The sequence below is a fragment of the Mycolicibacterium chengduense genome, assembly GCF_033741155.1.
Lineage (GTDB): Bacteria > Actinomycetota > Actinomycetes > Mycobacteriales > Mycobacteriaceae > Mycobacterium.
Map to the genome: position 1 here is coordinate 825,044 of NZ_JAWQNH010000002.1, position 24,913 is coordinate 849,956.

Consider the following 24,913-nt stretch of genomic DNA (forward strand, 5'->3'; position numbering starts at 1 on the left):
GGGACGCACGCGAACCGCGATGTGTCAGCTTCGGCCACCTTTCCCGACTTCGGGACGCGGGTGCGGGCGGTGGTGTAGCAATGCCCAGAGGGACCAATTACACACCGTCGTCTTGGGAGTGCAACGATGCCGACCCCGAACCTTCCGCCCGGCTTTGACTTCACCGATCCCGACATCTACGCCCATCGGCTGCCCGTCGAGGAGCTCGCCGAGATGCGCAAGGTGGCACCGATCTGGTGGAACGATCAACCCGAGGGGATCGGCGGTTTCGACGACGGCGGGTTCTGGGTGGTGACCAAGCACCATGACGTCAAAGAAGTATCGCGCCGCAGCGACGTGTTCTCCAGCCTGGCCAAGACGGCGCTTCCGCGCTACAAGGACGGCACCGTCGCGGCGCAGATCGAGACCGGCAAGTTCGTGCTCCTGAACATGGACGCCCCGCATCACACCCATCTGCGCAAGATCGTCTCGCGGGCATTTACCCCGCGCGCGGTCGAACAACTGCGCGCCGATCTCGCCGAGCGGGCCCGCCAGATCGTCGCCGCCGCAGCGGCAGAAGGCCGGGGCGATTTCGTCGAGCAGGTGTCCTGCGAGCTACCGCTGCAAGCCATCGCCGGATTGATGGGGGTGCCGCAGGAGGACCGGATGAAGCTGTTCCATTGGTCCAATCAGATGGTCGGCGACATGGATCCCGAATTCGCGAACAACGACGCGATCAGCGCATCGGTGGAACTCATCACCTACGGCATGCAGATGGCGGCCGAGAAGTCCGCCAACCCCACCGACGACCTGGTCACCAAGCTCGTTCAGGCCGATGTCGACGGCCACAAGCTCTCCGACGACGAGTTCGGCTTCTTCGTCATCCTGCTCGCGGTGGCGGGCAACGAGACAACCCGCAACTCGATCACCCAGGGCATGATGGCGTTCACCGATTTTCCGGATCAATGGGAATTGTTCAAACGGGAACGCCCCGGGACCGCCGCCGACGAGATCGTGCGCTGGGCGACACCGGTCACCTCGTTCCAGCGCACGGCCTTGGCCGACACCGAGCTGGGCGGCGTGTCGATCAAGAAGGGGCAGCGCGTCGTGATGTTCTACCGGTCGGCCAATTTCGACGAAGACGTCTTCGAGGATCCGTTCCGCTTCGACATCCTGCGCGACCCGAACCCGCACGTGGGCTTCGGCGGCACCGGCGCGCACTACTGCATCGGCGCCAACCTGGCGCGGATGACCATCGATCTGATGTTCAACGCGATCGCCGACGCCATGCCCGAGCTCACCCCGCTGGCCGCACCCGAACGGCTGCGCTCGGGGTGGCTCAACGGCATCAAACACTGGCAGGTCGACTACGTGGGCGCGTCGAAGCGGGCGCAACCCGCGGGTAGTCGATGATCGATCGCCAATAGTCCTCACCGATCTCGGTGTCGGACCGCAGCACGACCGACAGCCCGACAGCCATCGCGATACCGAGCAGCCCGAGCCACAATCCGGCGAGCGCGATGACGGCCCACAGCAGCGTGGTCAAGTCAGGCCAGGGCGACAGCAGCGCCAGCACCGGCGCGAAGAAGAAACCGGTACCGATGTACCAGGATGACCCGGCCCGGTCACAGCGGAGCACGAAGCGGAGCCATCGGGGGATGTTCGGCTGTGTCATGCTCCCAGCGTCGGCGGTCCCGGGTAGGTGGGGCAATTACCGCGGAGGTAATGGCGGCGGGTCCACCGGTATCCGACACTGGCTGACGTGACGAGCGTGGACACCCAGAATCCGACCTTCGGCGCGCTGATGCGCACCTGGCGGCAGCGACGCAGGCTCAGCCAGCTGGACCTGGCGTTGGAGGCCGACGTGTCGGCCCGGCACGTGAGCTTCATCGAGACCGGCCGCTCGGCGCCCAGCCGGTCCATGGTGCTCAAGTTGGCGTCGGCGCTCGATGTGCCGGCACGAGAACAGAATCGGCTGCTGCTCGCGGCCGGGCTGGCGCCGATGTACAGCGAGCGCGCCCTCGACGATCCGGGAATGGCCGCCGTGCGGGCCGGCATCGACCGGGTGCTGGCCGCCTACGACCCCTTCCCCTGCCTCGCGGTGGACCGTGGCTGGAATGTGTTGCAGGTCAATGCCGGAACCGCAGTACTGCTCGACGGTGTGGCGGCCCACCTGATGGAACACCCCAACGCCCTGCGCATCTCGTTGCATCCCGACGGGCTGGCACCGCGCATCCGCAATCTGGCGCAGTGGCGCCACCACGTCATCGGCCGGTTGCGCCGGGAGGCAGCGGTGAGCGGATCGCCGGACTCGGCGGCACTGCTGGCCGAGATCGAGTCCTATCCCGGCGGCCAGTCCGATACCGGCGACCTCGGTGGTGTGGTGGTGCCATTGGAGATCGACGGGGGCGACGGGACGGTGCTGCGGTTCCTGAGCACCGTCACCACCTTCGGCACCGCGCTGGACCTGACGGCCGCCGAGCTGAGCCTGGAGGCGTTCCTGCCCGCGGACGAGGCCACCGCGGAGGCGCTCCGGTGACTGGTCTTACCACTTGACCTCTAACCAGCCGCGTGTGATGCTCGGGGCATGGCGCTGCAACCCATCAATCGCCGGTCGGTCTCCGCGGACGTGTTCGACCAGATCGTGGCCGATGTCCTCAGCGGCGAGATGCAACCGGGGGATCCGCTCCCCAGCGAACGACGTCTGGCCGAGGTGCTCGGGGTGTCCCGACCGGCGGTGCGCGAGGCGCTCAAACAGCTGACGGCGGCCGGGCTGGTCGAGATCCGCCAGGGCGACACCACCACGGTGCGCGATTTCCGCAGGCATGCGGGACTGGACCTGCTCCCCCGGCTCCTGGTGCGCGACGGCGAGCTCGACCCCGCGGTCGTGCGGTCCATCCTGGAGACGCGGTTGCACAACGGGCCCAAGGTCGCCGAACTCGCGGCGATGCGACACCGCCCGGAGTTGGGTGAACTCCTGGACCAGGCCATCGCGGCGCTGACGGCCTGCACCGATCCGGTCGCCGCGCAGCGGCACGCGCTGACGTTCTGGGATCACCTCGTCGACGGTGCGGACTCGATAGCGCTGCGGTTGATGTACAACACGCTGCGCGCCACCTATGAACCCGCGCTGCCTGCGCTGGCCACCATGATGGCCGCCGAGGTCGGCAGGCTCGATGCCTACCGCGCGGTGGCCGACGCCGTCACCGCAGGCGACCCCGCCGCCGCGGCAGCGGCCGCCCGGGCCCTTCTCGAACCGGCCACCACCGCGCTGCTGGACGCGCTGGCGGCACTGGAAACTCAGGAGCGGAAGCTATGACCATCTCCCCCACCCGCCGGGGGCTCACACTCGGCGCAGCGGCCCGCGAGTTCGTCAGGCACCCGTCGCCGTGGCTGATCGGCGCGACCCTCGTTGCCGCCGTGATCGCACGAATCATGCACGGCGACTGGGAAATCGGTGATGCACTCGTGCCGGTGGCGATGCTGGCGGTGTTCCCGTTCCTGGAATGGATGATCCACGTGATGATCCTGCATTGGCGCCCGCGCCGGATAGCCGGGGTCACCGTCGATCCGTTGCTGGCCCGTAAACACCGCGAACATCACGTCGAACCACGTGATGTCCCCTTGGTTTTCATACCCTGGCAGTCACTGCTGTGGGTGCTGCCACTGGCGGTGGCGATCGGCGTGGTGGTGTTCCCGGCCACCGGCGCCGGCCTTGGCCGCGGCCTCACCTTCCTGGCGTGGCTGGCGGTCCTCGGCCTGGGCTATGAATGGTGCCACTACCTCGTGCACACCGATTACAAGCCGAAAACCGCTCTGTACCGCTCGATCTGGCGCAACCACCGGCAGCATCACTTCAAGAACGAGCACTACTGGTTCACGGTCACCAGCAGCGGCACCGCCGATCGCGTGCTGGGCACCTATCCCGACCCGGCGACCGTCGCCACCTCACCCACCGCCAAGAACCTGCACGGCGCCGCAGAGCACGGCTCGGTCAGGCCTGGATGATGATCGGGTCGCCGATGCTGACGTTGTTGTAGTACCACTGCGCGTTGTCCGGGCTGAGGTTGATGCACCCGTGGCTGACGTTGGAGTTGCCCTGGGAGGCGACCGACCACGGTGCCGAATGCACGTAGACACCGCCCCAGGTGACGCGCACCGCGTAGTTGACCGTCAGCTTGTAACCTTCCGGATCGCTGAGCGGGATACCGATGGTCCGCGAATCCATGACGACCGGGTTCTGCTTCTCCAGTGCGGTGAACGAACCGATCGGGGTGGGATGCTTGGGCTTACCCATCGAGGCCGGCATCTCCCGGACCACCTGGCCGTCGATGCTGACGGTGAAGGTGTGCGCGTCGATATCGGCGACACCGACCACCTGGGATCCGGTCTCGAAGGTCGTCTTGAACCCGCCGACGGACAAGGCGATGGTCGAGTGCGCCGGCCAGTAACCGCTCGGCGTGAAACGCACCGTCGAATCATCAAGCCAGGCAAAGGATCCCCCGGGAACCTTGGCGTCGGAAACGCGACGACTGGACACCGAGAAATCGATGTCGTGTTCGGCAGCCGTCCGGTCGGAGACCGGACCGGCGAAACCGACCGTCACCGGGTAAGCCACCCCGACGACATCGCCGGCTTTGGGCGACACGGATACCACCGCGGTGGCCGTGCCGGTCTCCGCGGCGCCGGCGACGCCTGTCGACGGCGTGGCCAACATGGCGATCCCAGCGATGACAAGCACATACCGAAATGCTCTGCGCAAGTTTTCGATCCTCTCTGGGACACCCAGACGGCGGTGGTGGACTACATGCTAGTTCGTCCGCGGCGAGATGATCGTTAACGAGAGCCGCGCATCAGCCCTGCGGCGCGGGCAGCACGGGGGTCGGGTAGTCGTCGTCGGCGCCTGGGTGCAACCGGTCGCGGATCCGGTCCAGCAGTGATTTCTTCACCGGCGGGGCGGCCGGGGCCGGCGGCACGATCGCGGGTGGCGGCACCGCGGCCGCGACCCCCGCGTCGAAGCTCAGCGGCGGCGGCGCGGTGTCGACCGGTGCCGCCGGAGGCTCGGTGTCCACCCCGGCGGCCGGTGCGGTATCGGCGATATCCGGGGGTGCCGCGGCGGGCGCGTCGGTGGCCGGGTCGACCGGTGCCTGCGGTACCTCGACCGCCGGGACGGCCTCGGGCGGTGCCGCGGCGGGCGGCGGCGCCATGATCGGGGCCGCCGCGGGGACGGCCACCTGGGGAATCGCCGCCGACGCGGCGGCCGGGCGGGGCGCCGCGACCGCATGCTCGGGCGAGAGTGCCACCGCGACGGCAACCGATGCCGAGACGACGAAGGTGAACACACCGGCGGCCAGCACGCCGGTCAGCGCCCCGGTCGCCGTCACCCGCCGTCCGGCGGCATGCCGCCCGCCGCCGACCGGAGCCAATGCCGCCTCGTCGAACGGCAGGTCCAGGCTGTGGGTGGAGGCCAGCGCCGCGCCACGGGCCAGCGCCAGTGGCGCCTCGTCCGGGGCGTACACCGGAACCGACAGCGCGTCTTCCAGCCGCGGCAACACGGCGCCGAAGTCGCCGGCCGAACCGACCACGACCAACGCCTCCGGCTGCCAGTCGGCCTTGGTGAAGACCGTGCTCAGCCAGCCGATCAGGCTCTCGTCGCTGTCGATGCCGTGGTTGATCGCGGTCTGCACGCCGCCGTCGCCGCGATGCACGATCAGAGCGATGACGGTGTCGGGCTCGATCACGCAGACCGCTGTCGTGCGATAGCCGATCACCTCTGCCATCCCGCGGGCCAGCGCCTCGGTCGCCTCCGGCAACCGGATCGGCACCACGTTGCCGAAGCCGGACTCGCTGAGCGAGTTCATCAGCATCGCCGCCTCGGCGCCGGCATCCTCACTCCAGGTCAGGCCGATCGATTTGAGCCGGCGGCCCGCCGAGATCGCCTCGACCGCCGCGGTGACCCGCTGGGCGGCCGCCCTGACATCCGTGCCGCCGTCCACCGGCAGCGCGAAGGCATCGCCGGCGGAACCACCGTCGACCTCGTCAGCACCGCCCACCACCACCAGGCCGAGCGACGTGGGTGTCATCGACAATCCGAGCACCGCGTCCACATGTACCCCTTCGGACCACGCAGGCCACAGTGGAGCGCGACCGCGTCGAGGCGATACCGTCACCGCCTCGTTATCGGGCTGAGACTACCGGGGCGGGTCGCCTTCGGCCCAGTCCGCCGCCGCCCCTGCTTGCGAACCGCACCGAAAACCGAGGCCAACACACCGCAAGAAGGCGATGCCGTCCCGGCCGGCGTGGCAGGGTAACCGACATGAGCGAGTTACGGGGGCCGCAGGAGTCACACCTGCCGCAGCAGTCGCAGGGGGATTCGACGCGGACCATCTTCGGACATCCGATCGGTCTGACCAACCTTTTCGGCGTCGAGTTATGGGAGCGCTTCTCCTTCTACGGGATGCTCACCATCCTCGGCTATTACCTCTATTATTCGGCGACCGACGGCGGCCTGGAGTTGTCGAAGGCCACCGCCACCGGCATCGTCGGCGCCTACGGCGGTCTGGTCTATCTGTCGACGGTACTGGGCGGCTGGATCGCCGACCGGCTACTCGGCATGGAACGCACCGTCTTCTACGGCGGCGTCGTGGTGATGCTGGGGCATATCGCGCTGGCGGTGCTGCCGGGCCTGTCGGGTGTCGGCGCGGGCCTGGTGCTGGTCGCGCTGGGCTCCGGGGCGCTCAAGGCGAATGCCTCGTCGCTGCTGGGCACGCTGTACGCCAAGGGTGACGCCCGCGCCGACGGTGGATTCACGTTGTTCTACCTCGGCATCAACCTCGGCGCCTTCATCGGGCCGCTCATCACCGGCCTCCTGCAGACCCGGGTCGGTTTCCATTACGGGTTCGGGGCCGCCGCGATCGGCATGGCGCTCGGGCTCGCGCAGTACGTGGCCTTCCGCCGCAATCTCGGTGACCACGGTCGGCATGTCCCGAATCCGTTGCCTCGCAGTGCCATCGGCAAGACGGCCGGGGTTTTCGTCGCGGTCATCGCGGTCATCGCCGTGGCCGCCGGACTGAAACTGGTGACGCTGAGCAACCTGTCCCAGGTCACCACCGGCGTCATCATCGTCGCGTCGATCGCGTATTTCGCCGTCATGCTGCGCAGTGCCAAGGTGACCGATTCTGAGAAGGTGCGGGTCCGGTCGTTCATCCCACTGTTCATCGCCAACGCGGTGTTCTGGTCACTGTTCCAGCAGATCTTCACGGTGCTCGCGGTCTACTCCGACGAGCGGATGAACTGGTCGATCTTCGGCTGGACGGCGCCGTCGAACTGGATCGGCTCGATCGAGCCGGTGTGGACCATCGTGCTGTCACCGCTGTTCGCGGCGATGTGGACCAAATTGGGCAATCGGGCGCCGACCACGCCCCGCAAGTTCAGCTACGGCGTCATCGGTATGGGCCTGGCCTTCCTGTGCTTCGTACCGCTGGCCGGTGTCAAGGCCGTCCCGGCGCTGCTCATCGCGGTCATCCTGGCAGTGTTCGCGGTGTCGGAACTGCTGCTGTCGCCGATCGGACTGTCGGTCACCACCAAGCTTGCGCCGGATGCGTTCCGCGCCCAGATGATGGCGCTGTACTTCTTCTCGGTGGGGCTGGGCACGTCGATGTCGGGCGTACTGGCCAAGTACTACGAACCGTCCAGGGAGGTGGCCTACTTCGGCATCCTGGGCGCTGTCGCGGTGATCGTCGGCATCGTGGTGTTCGTGGTGTCGCCGTGGATCAGCCGCCAGATGGAGGGTGTGCACTGAGCCGGCGCCGACGGTTACGGGCGCTCCATCCGATCTGTGCGAAGTCGTGACCTTGCGCCGAGCCCAATCGCGGCCCGGTGCGCGAGAATCGAGGGCACGACCCGCGAAGGAGGTGCCGATGAGCGCCCCAATACTTGATGACCTGAGCGTCGACTGTGCCGCGCAGGGAATGACGTCGGTGTACAGCCGCGGGATCGGGCACTCCGCCGCCAGCTGCACCTGTGGCTGGCACGGGCCCCGTCGCCGGTTGAGAGCCGTTGCGGCGCAAGATGCGTGGACACATTGCATCCAGCAGCGATGCGAGGTGTCAGTGCCCCTGGTGTTCCGCGCCGGCTGACGGGCCGGCCAGGATCTCGCGCAGCACCGCCGGTTCCACATTCCCGCCGGAGAGGATCATCACGGTGCGACCTGGCGGCAACGCGTAACGCCGGTACGCCGCCAGCGCCACGGCCCCGCTGGGCTCACTGACCAGATGCGCCTTGAATGCCAATTCCCTTACCGCAGAACGGATTTCCTCTTCTGAGACGGTGAGGACATCGGTCAGCACCCGCTGCAGGTGCGCGAATGTCAGCTCCGAGGGTTCGGATCGCAGCCCGTCGGCGATGGTGCGGTTTCGCTCGGCGACCGGCATGGGCACCCGGTGCCCCGCGCGCAGCCCGGCCGCGGTGTCGGCGGCGAGTTCGGGCTCGACGCCGAAGATCTGGGCCTGCGGGCACAATGCCTTGACGGCCGTGCCGATACCCGACGCCAGCCCTCCCCCGCTGACCGGGATCAGCACGGTGGCCACATCGGGCATGTCCTCGGCGATCTCCAGACCGGCCGTGCCCTGCCCGGCGATGACATCGGGATGGTCGAACGGCGGGACCAGCGTGGCACCGGTCTGCTCCACCAGCTCGGCGGCCACCGCTTCGCGCTCGCCGGCACCACACAACACCACCCTGGCTCCGTGTGCGCGGGTCTTGCGCACCTTGATGTCCGGCGTCTCCTGCGGCATCACGATATGCGCGTCGATACCGAAAGTGGCTGCCGCATAGGCGACTGCCTGCGCGTGGTTACCACTGGAGTAGGCCACCACGCCGCGCGACCTGACGGCCGCGTCGATGCGGCCCACGGCGTTGAGCGCACCGCGGACCTTGAAGGCGCCGATCACCTGCAGGCTCTCGGGTTTGATCCACAGCGGCCGAGCGGGATCCGCCCACTCGGCGGGGACCAGCGGGGTGCGTACGACGGCGCCACGCAGCCGCTGCGCCGCCGCGCGGATATCGTCGAGCGTGACGAGGGAAGCGGTGGTCATCGGTTCCCACGCTTTCATGTCGGCGCCGTGTCGGGCAAGGTGACTTCGGTGAGCACACCGACCGACCAACCGTTCTCGTTTCCGATCGTGCCGCGCTATGCCGAGATCGACCAGCAGGGCGTGGTGTTCAACGGCCATTACCTGACGTGGTTCGACGAGGCGTGCACCGCGTTTCTGGACGGGTTGTCATCGAGCTACGACGAGCTGCTCGCCGAGGGACTCGACTTCAAGGTGGTACACACCGAGATCGACTACCTGGTATCGGTTCGCTGGCGCGACACGGTGCGGGTGCTGGTGGCCTGCGAGCGGACCGGCACGACCAGCTTCACGCTGGCGTTCACCGTACTGCGCACGGGGTCCGGCGAGGCGGAACAGCCGGCCGTGCGAGGCCGCACCACCTACGTCGTCGTCGCGATGTCGGATTGGGCGAAACGGCCCGTCCCCGAGCACTTTCGCACCGCTTTGGAGCGCACGGCAACAAGCCTTTGTGCGCCAGCTGACCGGCGCGGCCCGCTCAGTTGAACCCGACGCCGAAGATCGGAATCCACAGCCCGAACAGCCAGATCCCCCACTGGTGGAAACCGTCGTCCCACACCGGGTTCGCGTTGTAGCCCCAGTAGTTGATCGACGGAGGCAGTGGGCCGCCGGTCCACTGGAACGGGGGCGGCGGGCCCCAGCCCCACGGCGGCGGACCCTGGCGGTCATCCCACCAGTCGTGGCGGTTGTTGGCCCACCACACGCCCTTGTCCCAGTGCTTGTCGAACCCGGGTCCACCGGGGCCACCGGGGCCGCCCGGTCCGCCGGGGCCCGCGCACCACGGCTGGCAGTCATTACCGCGCCCGTGTCCGTTGCCGTGCCCCGGGTCCGCCGACGCCACCGCACCCCCGAGGGTCGCGCCGCCGAATCCCAGACTGCCGACGATCATGGCACTCGCCACGACCTTGGCCAGCTTCATCGTGATCTCCCCACCATGTTGCGTGCGTTCTCTTCAGGAAGAACACGGCGACAGGCAGTACGAAGGCGCACCAGGTCGTCGATATATGCGTACTGCCAGTCGGCCGCCATTCCTACCCGAAGTATCGACCGCCGCCCCGGTGGCGTTACCGCCGGGTCATGACGCAGCGGTTCCGGGCGCGTCCCCGACCGGGTCCTGTGACGCGTCTCCGACCGGGTCCTATGACGCGTCTCCGACACGGTTACCGACGATCGCGCCCACGACGAACGACACCACCAGCAGGCCCACGATGCCCCAGCCCAGGGCGTTCGACGTCGCGAGCCCCTCAAGGTTGGTCAGGATCAGTCCCAGCGTGACCACCAGTCCCACCAGCCCCAGCGTTGGCGCGATACGCACCCGCCACTGCGAGTAGCCGCGACGGTCACGGGCGAAGAACACCAGCACCGCCACGCTGGTCGCGATCAGCAGCACCACGAAACCGACCGTGGTGGCGGCCGCGAACCACGTATAGAACTGCGCGACGGGATCGAGACCGAACACCACGGCGGCCGCGATGCTGATCGCCACCACACCGGAGATCCACAGCGACGCCTTGTGCGGCGACCCGTGAGCGGCATGCGCGACGCCGAGGGACTGCGGCAGCACCCGGTGCTGCGACAGTGCGAACACGTAACGCGACGCCACGTTGTGAAACGCCAGGATGCAGGCGAACAAGCTGGTGAAGTACAGCACCGTGATGATGTCGTTGCCCGCGGTGCGGATGTAGGTCTGCGCGATATCGGACAGGAAGGTGCCACCGGATTCGGTCGCCTTGGCCACCGCCTGGTCATCACCCCAAGCCGAGATCAACGCCCAACTGGTGACCGCGTAAAAGGCACCGATGAGGATCAGCGCGGCATAGGTGGCCCGCGGGATGGTGCGTTCGGGATCCTTGGCCTCGTCGCGGAAGATGGCCGTGGCCTCGAAACCGATATAGCTGAGCATCGCGAACAGCAGCCCGATGCCCAGCGATCCGGAGAACACCGTGGCTGGGGTGATGACGCCGGCCGACAAGCCGTGCTCGCCTCCCCCGCGCACCACGATGACCAGGTCCAGGATCAGGATCACCGCGATCTCGGCGGTGAGCAGGATGCCCAGCACCCGGCTGGACAGCTCGATGTTGCGGTAACCCAGGAACGTCGTCACCGCGAAGGCGATGGCCGCGATCACCCACCACGGCAACGCGGGCCCGCCGAACAGGGTGACCACGCCGGCCCCGGCGGGCCCGAGGAGGCCGTACACGCCGGCCTCCAGCGCGACATAGCTGACGAGCGCGACGAAGCCGAACCCGATGCCCACCGAAAAGCCAAGAGAGTGACGGACATACGAGAAGAAGGCACCTGCCTCCTCGACGAACGGGGTCAGTGCCGTGAAGCCGACCGCGAACAACAGCAGGATGACCGTCGAGACGATGAAGGTCGCCGGAAAACCGGCGCCGTTACCGTTGGCGATGCCAAGCGGAAAGACTCCGCCGACGACGCCGAGTGGTGCGGCCGCAGCCACCACCATGAACACGATCGCGGCCACCCCGAGATTGCCGCGCAGCTTCCGTTCCCCTGGCGCGGTGAGATCGTCGGGTACCGCACTGATTTCAGACATGCGCGAGACCGTATGGTCCCGGCGCCGCAGCGACCACGGCTGCGGTCAGCGTGCGTCAAAGGCCGTAACAATGCGACACAATCACCGCCGGGCACCGCGCGTCCAACCGGCGCAACAGCAGTAGTGTTGCCCGCATGTCGACCAGTTCGGTGCGAGCGTTCGCCACCAAGGGTCTGCGGCCGCTGCGGGTGGGCGCTACCCCGGTGCCGCACGCCGAGATCCTGGAGAACGTGCGCGGACCGCTGGCCGGTCACGGGATCGACCTGCAGGTGACGGTGTTCGACTCGTTCGACGAACCCAACGACTGGCTGGCGGCGGGACGGTTGCACGCCAACTACTTTCAGTACCTGCCCTTCCTGACCGAGTTCAACCAGCGCACGGGCCATGCGCTGGAACCCGTAGTGCCGGTACACATCGAACCGTTCGGGTTGTACTCGACGCGGTTCGCCCGGCTCGCCGACGTGACCGAGTACGCCGAGGTCGCGCTGCCCGCAGATCCGGTGAACGCCGACCGGTCGCTGCGAATGCTGGCGGGGCTGGGCCTGATCGAATGCGACGCCGGGCCGGGGGTCCTGGCCTCGGTCGCTGACGTGCAGGCCAACCCGCGACGGCTGGTGTTCAAGGAGCTGTCCAGCTGGATGCTGCCCTCGGCCCGCGACGATTTCGACGTGGTTTTCCTGTTCGGCAATCAAGCGATGGAAGCCGATGTCGACACCACCACGGCCCTGTATTGCGACCGGGCCAATTCCGCGTATGCCGAGTATCTGGTGGTGGCCGCCGGCGGTGCCGGCCACCCCGACATCCGGCTGCTGGCCGCGGCCCTGAACAGCCCGGCCACCCGGGAGTTCATCGCCACCGCATACGACGGACAGGTGGTCGCCGCGTTCTGAGTTGTGTTCAGGCCGACGCAAACCCTGGCCGTATCACCTCGTCAGCGGTGACAGTGACGGGATGTACCAGGCCGCCACCCCGCCACCGGCCGAACGCACCGGCACGGTGCGGGTGCTGCTGACCTTCGACGTGCCCGTCGGCTTCGTCGAGCTCCCTTCGCGCACAGCGCAATTGGCGGAGGAGTACGGCAAGATCATCGCGCGATCGGTGCCAGGGGTACGGGTGCGGCCGGTCCAGATCGAAGCCGACCGGCCCGAGCGGCCGCGCCCCGCCCCGTCGGCCCGCGGCCTGGTCATCGGGCGTAACGACGCCTGGGTGGACGGCATCGCGCTGCGCCTGACCCGCCGCGAGTTCGACCTGCTGCGCCACCTGGCCGAGCGGCACGGGCAGGTGGCGTCCCGGACGCAGCTCATGGCACAGGTCTGGCAGGACTCGGCGGTGTCGGCGCGCACGGTGGACACCCATGTGCGACGGTTGCGCGCGAAACTGGGCGGCTATGCGCGGGCCTTGCAAACCGTCCGCGGCTCCGGTTACCGCTGGGACCCGGCAGATCTGCCCGAACCCGGCCGTCACAACGTGACGGTGACCGGCCCCACCGTGTGGCACACCGATACGGTCGGGCTGCCCGCCACGGCGCATCCGCGTCCGCTGGCAACATAGGTCGCCCCCGGCCGGTACGGCGCGAAGAACACCTGCGCGGCGGTCGGGCCCTCCTTCGACACGCACAGCGGCGCGGCACCGGCCCCCTGTATCTCAAGACACGCCACCTGCAGCATCGAATTGGTCCGGTTGCACGCCGCGGTGGTCACGGTGGTGGTCACCATCGGTGTTCCCGACACCTGCGTCACCACCGGCGTCGACAGCGTGTAAGCGCAGCCGGGCTGCTCGGGTGCGGCGGTGGCCGCACCCACGAATGTGAAGTCCGCGCCGGCCAGGCCGGCGGCCATCAGTAGCGGTACCAGGACGGCGACGCGACGTCTCATAGTCGGATGGTAGTTCACGGCCCCGCTCCGGGACCGACGATGAACAGCACCAGCGTGCAGGCGCGTACTACCCGGCCGCCGCTCCCAGCGCGTCGAGCATGCCCGCCGCCGAGCGGGGCCAGGTGAACTGTTCTGCGCGGCGCCGGGCACTGACCCGGCGCAGCGGCTCCGGGCGGCGGATGACACCGGCGACCGCGTCGGCGATGGACCGCGGATCATTGTCGGCCGTGGCGCCGCTGTCCTCGGTGAGGATCTCGGCCAGCGCCGAGGTGCGCGACACCACTGCCGGTGTCCCACACGCCAATGCCTCCAGCGCCGCCAGGCCGAAGGTTTCGTGCGGCCCGGGCGCCAAGGCGACATCGGCCGATGCCAGGATCGCCGCCACCGTGTCACGGCAGCCGACGTACCCGGTGAAAGCGACCGGCAGGCCGGCGGCCTGGCGTTGCAGCCGGGCCCGCATCGGCCCCTCTCCGACCACCACCAGGTGCGCATCCAATCCCGAATCGCGCAAAGCAGCAACGGTTTCGATGCTCCGGTGGGCGTGTTTCTCCACCGACAGCCGGCCGCAGTGCACCAACAAGGTCTGCTCCGGCGCCGCCCACCGGCCGCGTACCTGGGCGCTGCGCCGGCTGGGGTGGAACTGCTCCAGATCCACTCCGAGCGGGACGGTCTGTACGTTGCGGGCACCGATCCGATCGAACTCCGCCCTGGCGAACGCGGTCGTGCACACCACCGCGTCATAGTTCGATGCCGTGCGGCGATTGGCGAGGTCGGCCACTGAACGCGCCATCCGGGGCGGAAGGACTTGTCCCACAAGTCGATCCAGGCGCTCATGCGAGATCATCACCGTCGCTGCTCCGTGCCGGCGACCCCACTGCCCGAGTGAGCGCAGGGTGAGCCGGTCGGATACCTCCAGCGCGTCGGGCTGCAACCGCTCCAGCAGCGCGGTCACCGGGCCCGGCAGCACCGCGCGGTAGCCACCGGTGCCCGGGATGAGCGCGGCGGGCAACTCCAACCGCACCACCCCCGACGGCAGCGCCCGGCGCGCCCGGCGCCTGCCGGGGACCACCAGGAACACCTCGTGACCGGCCGCGCAGTACTCCGCGCCGAGCCGGTCCACTGCGGTCCGCAGGCCACCCGACCGCGGGCCGTAGAAGTTCGCGACCTGCACAACGCGCATGCCACCATCAGATCGGCAGCCCGTGTGCTGACGGACACCAATGGTCGACGCGTCGCTGAACGAAGCGTGAACTCGCCCGCTCAGGACAGATACTTCGTGAACCAGTCCTGCACCCGGTTCCACGCGTCGGTTGCGGCGGTCGCCTGGTAACGCTCGCCGGTGTCGTTGAAGAACGCGTGGTTGGCGTCCGGTTCGGTGACCAGCTCGTGCACCATGCCCGCCTTCTCCAGCGCAGCCCTGGCGACCGGCTCGGTGGCGTTCACCCGATCGTCGAGCGCACCGTAGAAGCCAAGCACCGCAACATCTTTGGAACCGGAAAAATCGGCGTTCGCCGGGGTGGGGCCGTAGAAGGGCACCGCCGCGGCCAGTCGCGGTTCACCGGCGGCCAGCAGCTGCCAGACCAGGCCGCCGCCCATGCAGAAGCCCACCGCCGCCAGCTTCTGCCCCGGCGCCAGCCGGGCCAGTTCATCGACACCCGATTTCAGGTTGGCCACCAGGTCCGCGGCCGGGATCTTGCCCAACGCCGCGGTGGCCGCCGCGGGGTCGGCGAAGCTACCGGTCCCGCCCTGCGGCGAGAGCAGGTCGATCGCCAGCGCCGAATAGCCGCTGCCGGCGAACCGGCCGGCAACCGAGCGCACCCAGTCGTTGAGCCCCTTGTTCTCGTGCACGATCAGCACGGCGCCCTTCGGGTCGACCGCGTCACCGGTATTGCTCCTCGCGTCCGCCGACGCCCACGCCCCTTCAAGCTCCCCTTGTGGCCCGGCCCAGTTCACCGGCGCGGTGGGCAGGGTGTGCTCTGACCCCGGCGGCGGGGCGGCCGCTGCGGAACCGGACGTCGTGGCGCCGGTGCTGGCGCTCGGCGTCGGCGAGGCCGCCTTCTTGTCACTGCACGCGGCGATGAGGGCACTTGCCGCACCGGCGCCGATCCCGAGCAGGGCCAGCCGGCGCAGCGCCTCACGGCGAGACAGCAACCCGTCGACATGGTCGGTGGCGATCTCTTCGGCGATGTAGCGCTGCATGGGAGTCACATTCGCGAGTATGCCCCGGATCGATGAAAGCTCCCTGCCGTATTTCTGGACGCGCGATACTCAGACGATGACCGCTGGGTCGTTGCGTGGCCGGATCGCGGTCGTTGCGGGTGCGACCCGCGGCGCCGGTCGCGGCATCGCGGCCAGCCTCGGCGAGGCGGGGGCCACCGTGATCTGCACCGGGCGCAGCAGCGTGACCGGCAACGACGGTTCCGACTATGACCGGCCCGAGACCATCGAGGAGACCGCCGAGCTGGTGACCAGCCTGGGCGGAACGGGGGTGGCCGTGCAGGTGGACCATCTCGACACAGCGCAGGTGCAACGGCTGGCGCGACGCATCGACGACGAGTTCGGGACCATCGACATCCTGGTCAACGACATCTGGGGCGCCGAAGTGCTCAAGGGGCCACCCACGACGTGGGGCCGGCCGATGTGGGATCACGATCTGGACGACGGCCTGCGCATCCTGCGGTTGGGTATCGACACCCATCTGATCACCTCGCACTGCCTGCTGCCACTGCTGGTGCGACGCCCGGGCGGACTGGTCGTAGAAATCACCGACGGCACAACGGAATACAACGCAGCCAATTATCGGCTCTCGGTGTTCTACGACTTGGCCAAGGTGGCGGTGAACCGGCTCGCCTTCAGTCAGGGCCACGAGCTCAGAGCAGTGGGCGCCACCGCGGTGGCCGTCACCCCGGGCTGGTTGCGTTCGGAGATGATGCTCGACGCCTACGGGGTCTGCGAGGCCGACTGGCACCGCGCGCTGGACATCGGCCGCGACGACGGCTACCCGTGCGCCCCGCCGGGCTTTGCCCAGTCCGAGTCACCCCGCTTCGTGGGGCGCGGGGTGGCCGCGATCGCCGCGGATCCGGACCGACAGCGCTGGAATCAGCGGTCGGTGACCTCGGCCGCACTGGCCGCCGAATACGGCTTCAGCGATATCGACGGGCGCCGCCCCGATGGCTGGGTGTAGACAACTTCTGAAATCTGTTCACGATTTTCGTTGACACCCGTCCGGCCGCGCTGTTCTGATGGCGGGGTGAGCACAAACGTGACGCACGGCACTTTCGACACCGTCATCCGGCGCGGACGCTGGTTCGACGGCACCGGTGCGCCGTCTGCGGTACGCGATGTGGGTATCCGCGCCGGTCACGTCGTCGCCATCAGTGCCGACGAGCTGGACAGCACCGGATGCCCGCAGGTGATCGACGCGGCCGGGAAATGGGTGCTGCCCGGCATGCTGGACATCCACACCCACTACGACGTCGAGATTCTCTGCGGTCCCGCGCTCGCCGAATCACTGCGCCACGGCGTGACGACGGTGCTGCTCGGTTCCTGCTCGCTGTCGACCGTGCATGTCGACGGCGAAGACGCCGGTGACCTGTTCGGCCGGGTCGAGGCGATCCCGCGGGAACACGTCATCGCCGCGGTGGACCGTCACAAGAGCTGGGACGGCGCCGACGGCTACGTCGACGCGCTCGAGACGTTGCCGCTCGGCCCGAACGTGGCCGCCTTCATCGGGCACTCCGACATCCGCACGGCGGTCATGGGTTTGGACCGGGCGACCCGCCGCTCCGAACGCCCCACCCGGCGCGAGCAGGCCGCGATGGAGCGCATGCTGGCCGAGGCCCTGGATGCCGGTTTTGTCGGATTGTCATCGCAGCAACTGCTTTTCGACAAGATCGACGGCGAGGTGTGCCGGTCACGCACCTTGCCGTCCACCTACGCCAGACCGCGAGAGCTACGCAGATTGAAATCCCGGCTGCGTCGCACCGGGCGGGTGCTGCAGTCCGGTCCGGATATCGCCAACCCGCTGAACCTGCTGTCGCAGCTGGCGCAGTCGCTCGGGTTGTTCCGCAACCCCCTCAAGACCAGCCTGCTCTCGGCCGCCGACGTGAAGTCCAACCCCTATGCGGTGCGCATCCTCGGCCCGCTGGCCCGGCTGGTGAACGCACTCGGCGGCAACTTCCGCTGGCAGCACCTGCCGGTGCCCTTCGAGGTATACGCCGACGGTATCGACCTGGTGGTGTTCGAGGAGTTCGGCACCGGAGCGGCAGCGCTGCACCTGCGCGACGAGGTGGAACGCAATGAACTGCTGCGAGACCCCCAGTACCGCAGACAGTTCCGCAAGGACTACGAGAACAAGTTCGGGGTGCGGGTGTGGCAGCGGGACTTCTTCGACGCCGATATCGTCGACTGCCCGGACACCTCGGTGATCGGGCGGTCGTTCGGTCAGGTGGCTGTCAACCGCGGTGTGCACCCCGTCGACGCGTTCCTGGACCTGGTGTGCGAGCACGGCCGGGCGCTGCGCTGGCGGACCACCATCTCCAATCACCGCCCCGCCGTGTTGAAGAAGCTGGCCCGCGAACCCGGAATCCAGATGGGGTTCTCCGATGCCGGCGCGCACCTGCGCAATATGGCGTTCTACAACATGGGCCTGCGACTGCTGCGGCATGTGTACGACGCCGAGAAGGCAGGCCGCCCGTTCATGACGGTCGAGCATGCCGTGCACCGGCTCACCGGTGAGCTGGCCGACTGGTACCGCCTGGACGCCGGCCACCTGCGTATCGGGGACCGCGCCGACGTGGTGATCGTGGACCCGGCCCGCCTCGACGCCACCCTGGAGGCCTACGCCGAAGAGCCCGTCGACCACTACGGCGGGCTGTCGCGGATGGTCAACCGCAACGACGACACCGTGTCCGCCGTGCTGGTCGGCGGGCGGTTGGTGTTCGCCGCCGGCGCGCCGACCGACCTGGTCGGCCGGCGGCGCACCGGTCGCTTCCTGCGCGCGGCGCACCGGGCTCCCGCGCTGCCCGCCGAGCGAGACGACGTGCGAGGTGAATTGTCCGTTGTCAGCTGAAGACACGGTGCGGCGGATGTGGAAGGCGCTGTCGGACCGGAACTGGGCGGCGGTCAAGGCAGAACTCGCCGACGACTGCATCTATGCCGATATGCCGGTCGGGCCTGCCGCGTCCGCGCGCGGCCCGGAGGACATCGTCAAACGGCTCAAGATCGGGCTGGAGCCGCTGGCCTCCTACGTCAACCACGACGGGCCGCTGGTCGCCGCCGGTGACACGGTCATGTACGAGCATTCCGAGACGTGGGAGTGGCGATCCGGGGAGACCGCCCTGCTGCGCTTCGTCAGTGTGCACGAGGTCCGCGACGACCGGATCACGCTGTGGAAGGACTACTGGGACATGGGGGCGCTGGTGAACTTCGCGCCGTCGACGTGGATGGCGGAGCTGGCCCGTTCCGACATGTCCTGGATCTACGACGCCACCGGCCAGATCTGAGAGTGAACCGAACGGGTTCCGGGTACGTGCACCGGGTATGAACACTCGCATCCGCCACCTCGTCCTGATCGCGGTGACGGCCTTGATGCTGTTCGGTGTCACTGCGCCGACGGCCCTGGCCGATGACCGCCTGCAATTCACCGGTACCACCCTCTCCGGTGCCCCGTTCAACGGTGCCAGCCTGCAGGGCCGCCCGGCCGTGTTGTGGTTCTGGACGCCGTGGTGTCCGTTCTGCAATCAGGAGGCGCCCAACGTCAGCAAGGTGGCCGCCGCCAACCCCGGTGTCACCTTCGTCGGGGTGGCCGCTCGTTCCGACGTGTCGGCCATGCAGGGCTTCGTGTCCAAGTACAACTTGGGGTTCACCAACCTCAACGACGCCGACGGGTCCATCTGGGCGCGGTTCAACGTGCCGTGGCAGCCGGCCTACCTGTTCGTGAAGCGTGACGGCACGTCGTCGTTCGTGAACAACCCCACCTCGGCGATGTCCGAACAGGAGTTGTCCGACCGCGTGGCGGCCCTGGCCTGAGTTGGAAACCAACCTGGTCGGGTTGGCGTTCAGCGCCGGACTGGTCGCCGCGCTGAACCCGTGCGGGTTCGCCATGCTGCCCGGGTATCTGGCGCTGGTGGTGCAGCGCGACGGCCGACCCGCTCGCGCCGTGGGCCGGGCCCTGGCGGCCACCGCCGCAATGACCGCGGGCGTGGTCGCGGTATTCGCCGGGTTCGGCGCGCTGGCGGTCTCGGTGGCCTCGACGATTCAGCGCTATCTGCCCTACGTGACGGTGTTCATCGGGGTGCTGCTGCTGGTGCTGGGCTTGTGGCTGCTGGCCGGACGGCACGTGGGAGTACCGATGTCGGCGGGTGCGCGTTGGGCGCCCACCGCCCGGCTGGGCTCGATGCTCGGGTACGGCGCCGGTTTCGCGCTGGCGTCGCTGTCCTGCACGGTGGGGCCGTTTCTCGCGGTGACGGCCGGGGCAGCCCGGGCGGACACGCTGTTCGACGCCGTCGGGGTGTATCTGGCGTATGCCGCCGGCTTCGGGTTGATCGTCGGGGCGCTGGCGGTCTCGGTGGCCGTCGCGAGTTCCACGATGCTCGACCGGCTGCGACGAACCCTGCCCTATGTCAACAGGATCGGTGGCGTGCTGCTGGTGGTGGTCGGCGCGTATGTGACCTACTACGGCGTCTACGAGATCCGGTTGTTCGGCGGCGGCGTGGGCGCGGCCGATCCGGTGATCACCGCCGCCGGTCGCCTGCAGGCGACTCTTGCCGGCTGGGTGCACCAGCACGGCGCTTTGCCCTGGCTGGTCGTGCTCATCGCCGGTGCGGGTCTGGCCGCGGTGCTCACGGCGACAACAGTGCGATACCGGCGACGATCAGGCCGACGACCTTGACCACCTCGAGCCCGACGTAGGCGTAATGGGCGCGCGACCGCGGCGCCGGCGAGCCGGCCAGGACCGCGCCGGAGCGGCGAGTGAGCCTGGGCCGCACCACCACCAACTGCACGACCAATGCGCCGACCGCCGTTGCGGCCGCGGCGCTCGTGAGCGTCGGGAGGTGCGCCGACACCACGGCGGCGATCACGACGATCGCGAGCACCGCTTCGACGCCGTTGAGCGCCCGGAACACCAGCCGTCCGATGCCCAGTCCGATCGGCAGCGTGACACGCGGCGCGCGGAACTTCAGTGGCGCCTCGATGAACGAGATCGCCAGCACCATGCCGAGCCAGACGAAGACCGCGGCAACCGCGGTCGCGGCAGCTGCACCCATCCGATCATCCAGGGGGTGTCAGAGGGTGATTTTGCAGCTCTGGCCGATATCCAGGGTCCGCAGCATCCGCCCCATGCCCAGCCACATGGCACACGACAACGCGAGGTCGGTCAGCAGTTCGTCGTCGAACTCCGCCGAACACCGTGCCCAGAACTCGTCGTCGTCGCGCAGCCCGGTGTGGTCGCGGGCGAACCGCTCGGCGAATTCGGCAGCGACGCGTTCCTGCGCGCTGTAGCCGGGCCAGGTTCGCCACTCGTGGGCGTGGTCGTAGAGGTCTTCGTCGACGCCGGCGGCGATCCCGTCCGAATCCCGGGTGTTCTGGCACACCACACATTCGTTGTCCAGGGCGATCACCATCCGGGCCAGCTCGCGGACCCGCATCGGCAGCCGGTTCTTGGTGTAGACCGCATTGGTGAAACCGGCCATGGCAACACCGATATCGGGTGACTTGAGCACCCAGGCGGCGGCGTCATCGTCGGGATAATCTCCGATTCGGCTCATGCTGCGAAGAGTACGCCTGGAATCCTGGAATTGGAACGCGTTCTAGTTTTCCGTCACGGTGCGGCGGCCAGCGCCGGGCGGTCGTCGAGCCATTCCCGCTGAACCAACATCCGATGCGCGATGCGCTCGAGTGCGGCCTCGACCTGCAGCCGGTCCGGCCGGCCCTGATAGTCGGGGGCGACCGCGAGCTTGTCGACGATCCGACCGACCAGTGCGGCGGTCACCGCGTCGACCTGGTCGGCGCCCGACTGGGTCAGCCAGAGCCGGTCTCCGGTGCGCAGCGCGTAGCCGGTGTCGACGAGCCTGCCGAAGATCGGCTCCAGCACTTCGGGCGGCACCCGCCGGAACTCGGCGATTTCCGGGAGCGTCGCCGAACCGAAAGACTGACTGTGCCGGTAGATCTGGACCAGCGCCCACAACCGCGCCACGTCGAGCTCGCAGCCCGGGCTACCGGCCAGATTCCGTAGCCGGATCTCCGGTGAATCGCGGAACATCCGGACCACCGCCCGCTCCAGGATGTCGTCAGGGGATTCGATGGCGGGCATCCCGAACCCGTCACCGAGGTCGGCCGCCGAGGCCGCCTCGATTTCGCGTAACGGGATCTCCTTGAGGAACAGGGCCACGACGAATCCGACCACCGCGACAGGTGCCGCACAGAGAAAGACCAGACCGAGCGCGTCGGCATAGGCATCGACGATCGGCGCGGCTGCCTGGGCAGGCAACTCGTGCAGGGCTTTCGGGGACTGCGCGGCGGCCGCGGGCGCCCCGCCGGCCGCCAGGGCGTCGGTCAGCGGGCCGGAGAGGAAATTGGTGAACAGCGAGCCGAAGATGGCCGCGCCGAACGAGCTGCCGATGGTCCGGAAAAACGTCACACCCGAGGTCGCCACACCGAGATCGTCGAACCGTGCGGTGTTCTGCACCACCAGCACCAGCACCTGCATGCACAGGCCGATACCGGTACCGAGCAGGAACAGGTAGGCCGACTGCAGCCAGACCGACGTGGCGGCGTCCATCCGGGACAGCAGGACGAAGGCGACCGCCATGACGGCCGTGCCGGCGACCGGGAACATCTTGTACCGGCCGGTGCGGCCGACCAACGCACCGCTGCCGATCGAGGTGAGCAGCATGCCCGCGACCATCGGCAGGGTGCGCAAGCCCGAGGTGGTCGCCGAGACGCCGTCGACGAACTGCATGAAGGTCGGCAGGAAGGTCATCGCGCCGAGCATCGCGAAGCCCACGATGAAGGCCAGCACGCAGCACACCGTGAAGACGGGGCTGGCGAACAACCTGATCGGCAGGATCGGTTCGGCCGCACGTGTTTCCGCCCAGACGAAGGCGGCCAGGATGACCGCCGACCCGGCGAACAGGCCGAGGACGATCGGCGACGACCATGCATATTCGGCGCCACCCCAGCTGGTGGCCAACGTCAGGCCGGCCGCCCCGAGTCCCACCAGGACGATGCCCAGGTAGTCGATCACCGGTTTGGCCCGACCGGCCAGCGCCGGGATGGCCACCGCGGCCACCGCGAACACCACGACCGCGACGGGCACATTGATCCAGAACGCCCAGCGCCAGGACAGGTGATCGGTGAAGAACCCACCCAGCAGCGGCCCGATCACCGTCGTCACGCCGAACACGGCGCCGAGTGCGCCCTGATATCGGCCCCGATCGCGCAACGGAATCACCTCGCCGATCACGGCGGTGGCGGTGACCATGATGGCGCCACCGCCGATGCCCTGGAGTGCCCGCGCCGCAACCAACATCGTCATCGACTGCGCGAGCCCGCACAGCACCGATCCCGTCAAGAAGAACACGATCGAGCCTTGGAAGACGGCCTTGCGGCCGAACAGGTCGCCGAGCTTGCCGACGATCGCCGTGGCGATGGTCGAGGCCAGCAAATAGCTTGTCACCACCCAGGATTGGTGGCCGGCACCGCCCAGGTCGGCCACCACGGTGGGCAGCGCGGTCGCGACGATGGTCTGGTCGAGAGCAGCCAGCAGCATGCCCAGCAGCACGGCGACGAAGACGATATTGCGTCGTTGCGATCCGAGCTCTCCGGCGGCATCGGTGTCCTGCCGTGCGGATACCTCGGTCATGGCGCCCTCCCCCCGTTCACCCCGACCGCACGATTATTAGATTGGCTACCAATATACGCGACCGCCGGCCGCTGACGGATGACGTCGGCGGCCGGCGGAAGGCGTCGTGAAGGCGAGCTACTTGGGCGGACGCGACACGCACTGCGCCGAGTACAGCGCCTCGCCGAGCTTGTCCATCAGTTCCAGCTGCGTCTCGAGGTAGTCGATGTGCTTCTCCTCGTCGCCGAGGATCTGCTCGAGGAGGTTGGCCGACACCGCGTCCTGCTTCTCGCGGCACATGATGATGCCGGGCTTGAGCCGAGCGACCACTTCGTATTCGATCGCCAGGTCGGCCTCGAACTGCTCGCGCAAAGTCTGGCCGACCCGCAGAGAAAACAGCCGCTGATAGTTGGGCAGCCCGTCGAGCAACAGGATGCGGTCGGTAATCCATTCCGCGTGGTGCATTTCCTCGATGGATTCTTCGCGCGTGTGTTGCGCCAATTCGGTGAATCCCCAATTGTCTTGCATCTTCGAATGCAGGAAATATTGGTTGATCGCCGTGAGTTCACTGGTCAACTGCTCGTTGAGCAGCTTCAGAACTTCCGGATCGCCTTGCATTTCGCTCCTACGCACCGTGCGGGCTGGTCAGGTGTTGCTGTTGCCGTGCACGCCCGAATCTAGTCCAGGCCAGACCCTGCGGCGAGCGCTTCGGGGGCGTTTCGGAGCCGTTTCGACTCCACTGCATGGCGAGTCGACGCACTTCGTAGGTGAGGCTAACCCCAGGCGGCGGGGTAATGATGGACTGCCTGCCCTAACTAAGGCTACACTTCCCTTACTTGGCGAGCGGGGTACGACAGGCCCGTCGACCGGATAGCGATGGAGGTGACGACCAGTGGGCGAATACCATGTGCATTCGCTCATTCTGGCCGCCGATTATCGCGTCGCCGATCCGGAATCGATGTGGAATTCACTGAATGCCCGCCAGCACTCCCTGGCGAATATCGATGCCCATCACGTCGTTCTCTACACCTCGATCTGGGAACCGGGACGAATTCTGGTGACGATCGGCATTTCGCATCCGAATTCGGTGCGTGAGGTGCTGCGGTCACCGGCCATCTTCGACCTTTTCGACATCTCCGGCGTCCAGGACATCCCGGCGATCTTTGCCGGCGAGGTCGTGGAGAAGATCGATCTGTACGACGGTGAACCCGGCCCCGCCGAGAGCGCCGTCGCCGGGGTGATAGTCGGCGTGGTCAGCACCGTCGACAGCGTCGACGACCTCATGGTGAAGGTGCACGGGGCGCTGGAGCGCATCCGGCAGTCCGGCGTCCGCAAGCTCTGGGTCTACCGCGCCTTCGACGACGGGCACGAGGTGCTGATCCTGCAGGAGGTCGAGAACGAGTCCCGCGCCAGGCGCTGGATCGACCATCCCGACGCCGCGGCCGAGTGGATGTCCCGCGCCGGGTTCGGGGCTTACCCGTCCCTGTTCGTCGGCAAGTTCGCCCATCACATGACGGTGGGGGGCTGA

The 24,913-nt window shown here is 68.1% G+C and carries 27 protein-coding genes; 14 read left to right on the plus strand and 13 right to left on the minus strand.

What is annotated here, in order from left to right; all coding sequences use genetic code 11:
* Window positions 1-126: 126 nt before the first annotated feature.
* Window positions 127-1,392 (plus strand): cytochrome P450, encoded by a 1,266-nt coding sequence (locus SBI67_RS09445; RefSeq protein WP_318980281.1) that lies wholly within the window; start codon window positions 127-129, stop codon window positions 1,390-1,392.
* Here the strand turns inward: SBI67_RS09445 and SBI67_RS09450 are convergent.
* The gene (locus tag SBI67_RS09450; RefSeq protein ID WP_318980282.1) at window positions 1,328-1,654 is read right to left on the minus strand and encodes a hypothetical protein; all 327 of its coding nucleotides are present in this window, start codon (window positions 1,652-1,654) and stop codon (window positions 1,328-1,330) included. The genes SBI67_RS09445 and SBI67_RS09450 overlap by 65 nt on opposite strands.
* Before the next feature lie 129 nt (window positions 1,655-1,783).
* Here SBI67_RS09450 and SBI67_RS09455 point away from each other — a divergent pair, with 129 nt between their 5' ends.
* Genes SBI67_RS09455 through SBI67_RS09465 form a run of 3 tightly spaced genes read left to right on the plus strand, consistent with a single transcriptional unit; the run spans window position 1,784 to window position 3,987 of the window.
* Window positions 1,784-2,518 (plus strand): helix-turn-helix domain-containing protein, encoded by a 735-nt coding sequence (locus SBI67_RS09455; protein WP_318980501.1) that lies wholly within the window; start codon window positions 1,784-1,786, stop codon window positions 2,516-2,518.
* 48 nt (window positions 2,519-2,566) lie between these two features.
* Complete coding sequence (locus SBI67_RS09460; RefSeq protein WP_318980283.1) at window positions 2,567-3,298, plus strand: FadR/GntR family transcriptional regulator; 732 nt, start codon at window positions 2,567-2,569, stop codon at window positions 3,296-3,298.
* Window positions 3,295-3,987 carry a sterol desaturase family protein gene (locus SBI67_RS09465; protein WP_318980284.1) on the plus strand — a complete coding sequence of 231 codons (693 nt, stop codon included), beginning with the start codon at window positions 3,295-3,297 and terminating at the stop codon, window positions 3,985-3,987. Before SBI67_RS09460 ends, SBI67_RS09465 begins: the two co-directional genes overlap by 4 nt.
* Here the strand turns inward: SBI67_RS09465 and SBI67_RS09470 are convergent.
* Entirely contained in the window at window positions 3,974-4,720 is a 747-nt protein-coding gene (locus tag SBI67_RS09470; protein ID WP_413232436.1) for a L,D-transpeptidase, read from the minus strand. The genes SBI67_RS09465 and SBI67_RS09470 overlap by 14 nt on opposite strands.
* Window positions 4,721-4,832: 112 nt before the next feature.
* The gene (locus SBI67_RS09475; RefSeq protein ID WP_489685550.1) at window positions 4,833-6,086 is read right to left on the minus strand and encodes a DUF7159 family protein; all 1,254 of its coding nucleotides are present in this window, start codon (window positions 6,084-6,086) and stop codon (window positions 4,833-4,835) included.
* A gap of 209 nt (window positions 6,087-6,295) precedes the next feature.
* Between SBI67_RS09475 and SBI67_RS09480 the strand changes: the two genes are divergently transcribed.
* Window positions 6,296-7,780: a peptide MFS transporter gene (locus tag SBI67_RS09480; RefSeq protein ID WP_318980286.1), complete on the plus strand. Its 1,485-nt coding sequence runs from the start codon at window positions 6,296-6,298 to the stop codon at window positions 7,778-7,780.
* Between the two features lie 307 nt (window positions 7,781-8,087).
* Here SBI67_RS09480 and SBI67_RS09485 read toward each other — a convergent pair whose 3' ends face one another.
* Window positions 8,088-9,074, minus strand: coding sequence for a threonine ammonia-lyase (locus SBI67_RS09485; protein WP_318980287.1), 987 nt, complete (start codon window positions 9,072-9,074; stop codon window positions 8,088-8,090).
* A 48-nt stretch (window positions 9,075-9,122) separates the two neighbouring features.
* On the opposite strand from SBI67_RS09485, the gene SBI67_RS09490 reads away from it, so the two are divergent.
* Window positions 9,123-9,596 (plus strand): acyl-CoA thioesterase, encoded by a 474-nt coding sequence (locus tag SBI67_RS09490; protein ID WP_318980288.1) that lies wholly within the window; start codon window positions 9,123-9,125, stop codon window positions 9,594-9,596.
* On the opposite strand, the gene SBI67_RS09495 is transcribed toward SBI67_RS09490, so the two are convergent.
* Window positions 9,589-10,029, minus strand: a complete 441-nt coding sequence (locus SBI67_RS09495) for a hypothetical protein (RefSeq protein ID WP_318980289.1) — start codon at window positions 10,027-10,029, stop codon at window positions 9,589-9,591. The genes SBI67_RS09490 and SBI67_RS09495 overlap by 8 nt on opposite strands.
* Window positions 10,030-10,248: 219 nt before the next feature.
* Window positions 10,249-11,667, minus strand: a complete 1,419-nt coding sequence (locus SBI67_RS09500; RefSeq protein ID WP_318980290.1) for an APC family permease — start codon at window positions 11,665-11,667, stop codon at window positions 10,249-10,251.
* A 134-nt stretch (window positions 11,668-11,801) separates the two neighbouring features.
* Between SBI67_RS09500 and SBI67_RS09505 the strand changes: the two genes are divergently transcribed.
* Window positions 11,802-12,557 carry a MetQ/NlpA family ABC transporter substrate-binding protein gene (locus SBI67_RS09505; RefSeq protein WP_318980291.1) on the plus strand — a complete coding sequence of 252 codons (756 nt, stop codon included), beginning with the start codon at window positions 11,802-11,804 and terminating at the stop codon, window positions 12,555-12,557.
* A gap of 61 nt (window positions 12,558-12,618) precedes the next feature.
* A complete protein-coding gene (locus SBI67_RS09510) occupies window positions 12,619-13,218 on the plus strand; it encodes a winged helix-turn-helix domain-containing protein (protein ID WP_318980292.1) in 600 nt (199 codons plus the stop codon).
* On the opposite strand, the gene SBI67_RS09515 is transcribed toward SBI67_RS09510, so the two are convergent.
* From SBI67_RS09515 to SBI67_RS09525, 3 genes are all read right to left on the minus strand, one after another.
* Window positions 13,128-13,541: a hypothetical protein gene (locus SBI67_RS09515; protein WP_318980293.1), complete on the minus strand. Its 414-nt coding sequence runs from the start codon at window positions 13,539-13,541 to the stop codon at window positions 13,128-13,130. The two genes, SBI67_RS09510 and SBI67_RS09515, sit on opposite strands and share 91 nt — an antisense overlap.
* Window positions 13,542-13,608: 67 nt before the next feature.
* Window positions 13,609-14,721, minus strand: a complete 1,113-nt coding sequence (locus tag SBI67_RS09520) for a glycosyltransferase (RefSeq protein WP_318980294.1) — start codon at window positions 14,719-14,721, stop codon at window positions 13,609-13,611.
* 80 nt (window positions 14,722-14,801) lie between these two features.
* A complete protein-coding gene (locus tag SBI67_RS09525; protein WP_318980295.1) occupies window positions 14,802-15,749 on the minus strand; it encodes a dienelactone hydrolase family protein in 948 nt (315 codons plus the stop codon).
* A gap of 67 nt (window positions 15,750-15,816) precedes the next feature.
* Here SBI67_RS09525 and SBI67_RS09530 point away from each other — a divergent pair, with 67 nt between their 5' ends.
* From SBI67_RS09530 to SBI67_RS09550, 5 genes are all read left to right on the plus strand, one after another.
* Window positions 15,817-16,725 carry an SDR family oxidoreductase gene (locus SBI67_RS09530; protein ID WP_318980296.1) on the plus strand — a complete coding sequence of 303 codons (909 nt, stop codon included), beginning with the start codon at window positions 15,817-15,819 and terminating at the stop codon, window positions 16,723-16,725.
* A gap of 78 nt (window positions 16,726-16,803) precedes the next feature.
* Window positions 16,804-18,612 carry an N-acyl-D-amino-acid deacylase family protein gene (locus SBI67_RS09535; RefSeq protein ID WP_318980503.1) on the plus strand — a complete coding sequence of 603 codons (1,809 nt, stop codon included), beginning with the start codon at window positions 16,804-16,806 and terminating at the stop codon, window positions 18,610-18,612.
* Window positions 18,602-19,045: a nuclear transport factor 2 family protein gene (locus SBI67_RS09540; RefSeq protein ID WP_318980297.1), complete on the plus strand. Its 444-nt coding sequence runs from the start codon at window positions 18,602-18,604 to the stop codon at window positions 19,043-19,045. The genes SBI67_RS09535 and SBI67_RS09540 overlap by 11 nt, the downstream gene beginning before the upstream one ends.
* 37 nt (window positions 19,046-19,082) lie before the next feature.
* Complete coding sequence (locus SBI67_RS09545; protein WP_318980298.1) at window positions 19,083-19,571, plus strand: disulfide bond-forming protein DsbE; 489 nt, start codon at window positions 19,083-19,085, stop codon at window positions 19,569-19,571.
* Between the two features lies 1 nt (window position 19,572).
* Window positions 19,573-20,433, plus strand: coding sequence for a cytochrome c biogenesis CcdA family protein (locus SBI67_RS09550; RefSeq protein WP_318980299.1), 861 nt, complete (start codon window positions 19,573-19,575; stop codon window positions 20,431-20,433).
* Here the strand turns inward: SBI67_RS09550 and SBI67_RS09555 are convergent.
* The 4 genes from SBI67_RS09555 to bfr form a co-directional block, all read right to left on the minus strand.
* Window positions 20,384-20,809: a hypothetical protein gene (locus SBI67_RS09555; protein WP_318980300.1), complete on the minus strand. Its 426-nt coding sequence runs from the start codon at window positions 20,807-20,809 to the stop codon at window positions 20,384-20,386. The genes SBI67_RS09550 and SBI67_RS09555 overlap by 50 nt on opposite strands.
* An 18-nt stretch (window positions 20,810-20,827) precedes the next feature.
* Window positions 20,828-21,310: a carboxymuconolactone decarboxylase family protein gene (locus SBI67_RS09560; RefSeq protein WP_266047739.1), complete on the minus strand. Its 483-nt coding sequence runs from the start codon at window positions 21,308-21,310 to the stop codon at window positions 20,828-20,830.
* 53 nt (window positions 21,311-21,363) lie between these two features.
* Window positions 21,364-23,406, minus strand: a complete 2,043-nt coding sequence (locus SBI67_RS09565) for an MDR family MFS transporter (protein ID WP_318980301.1) — start codon at window positions 23,404-23,406, stop codon at window positions 21,364-21,366.
* A 117-nt stretch (window positions 23,407-23,523) separates the two neighbouring features.
* Window positions 23,524-24,003, minus strand: coding sequence for a bacterioferritin (bfr, locus tag SBI67_RS09570; protein ID WP_266047741.1), 480 nt, complete (start codon window positions 24,001-24,003; stop codon window positions 23,524-23,526).
* 274 nt (window positions 24,004-24,277) lie between these two features.
* Between bfr and SBI67_RS09575 the strand changes: the two genes are divergently transcribed.
* Window positions 24,278-24,913 carry a fatty-acid--CoA ligase gene (locus SBI67_RS09575; RefSeq protein ID WP_318980302.1) on the plus strand — a complete coding sequence of 212 codons (636 nt, stop codon included), beginning with the start codon at window positions 24,278-24,280 and terminating at the stop codon, window positions 24,911-24,913.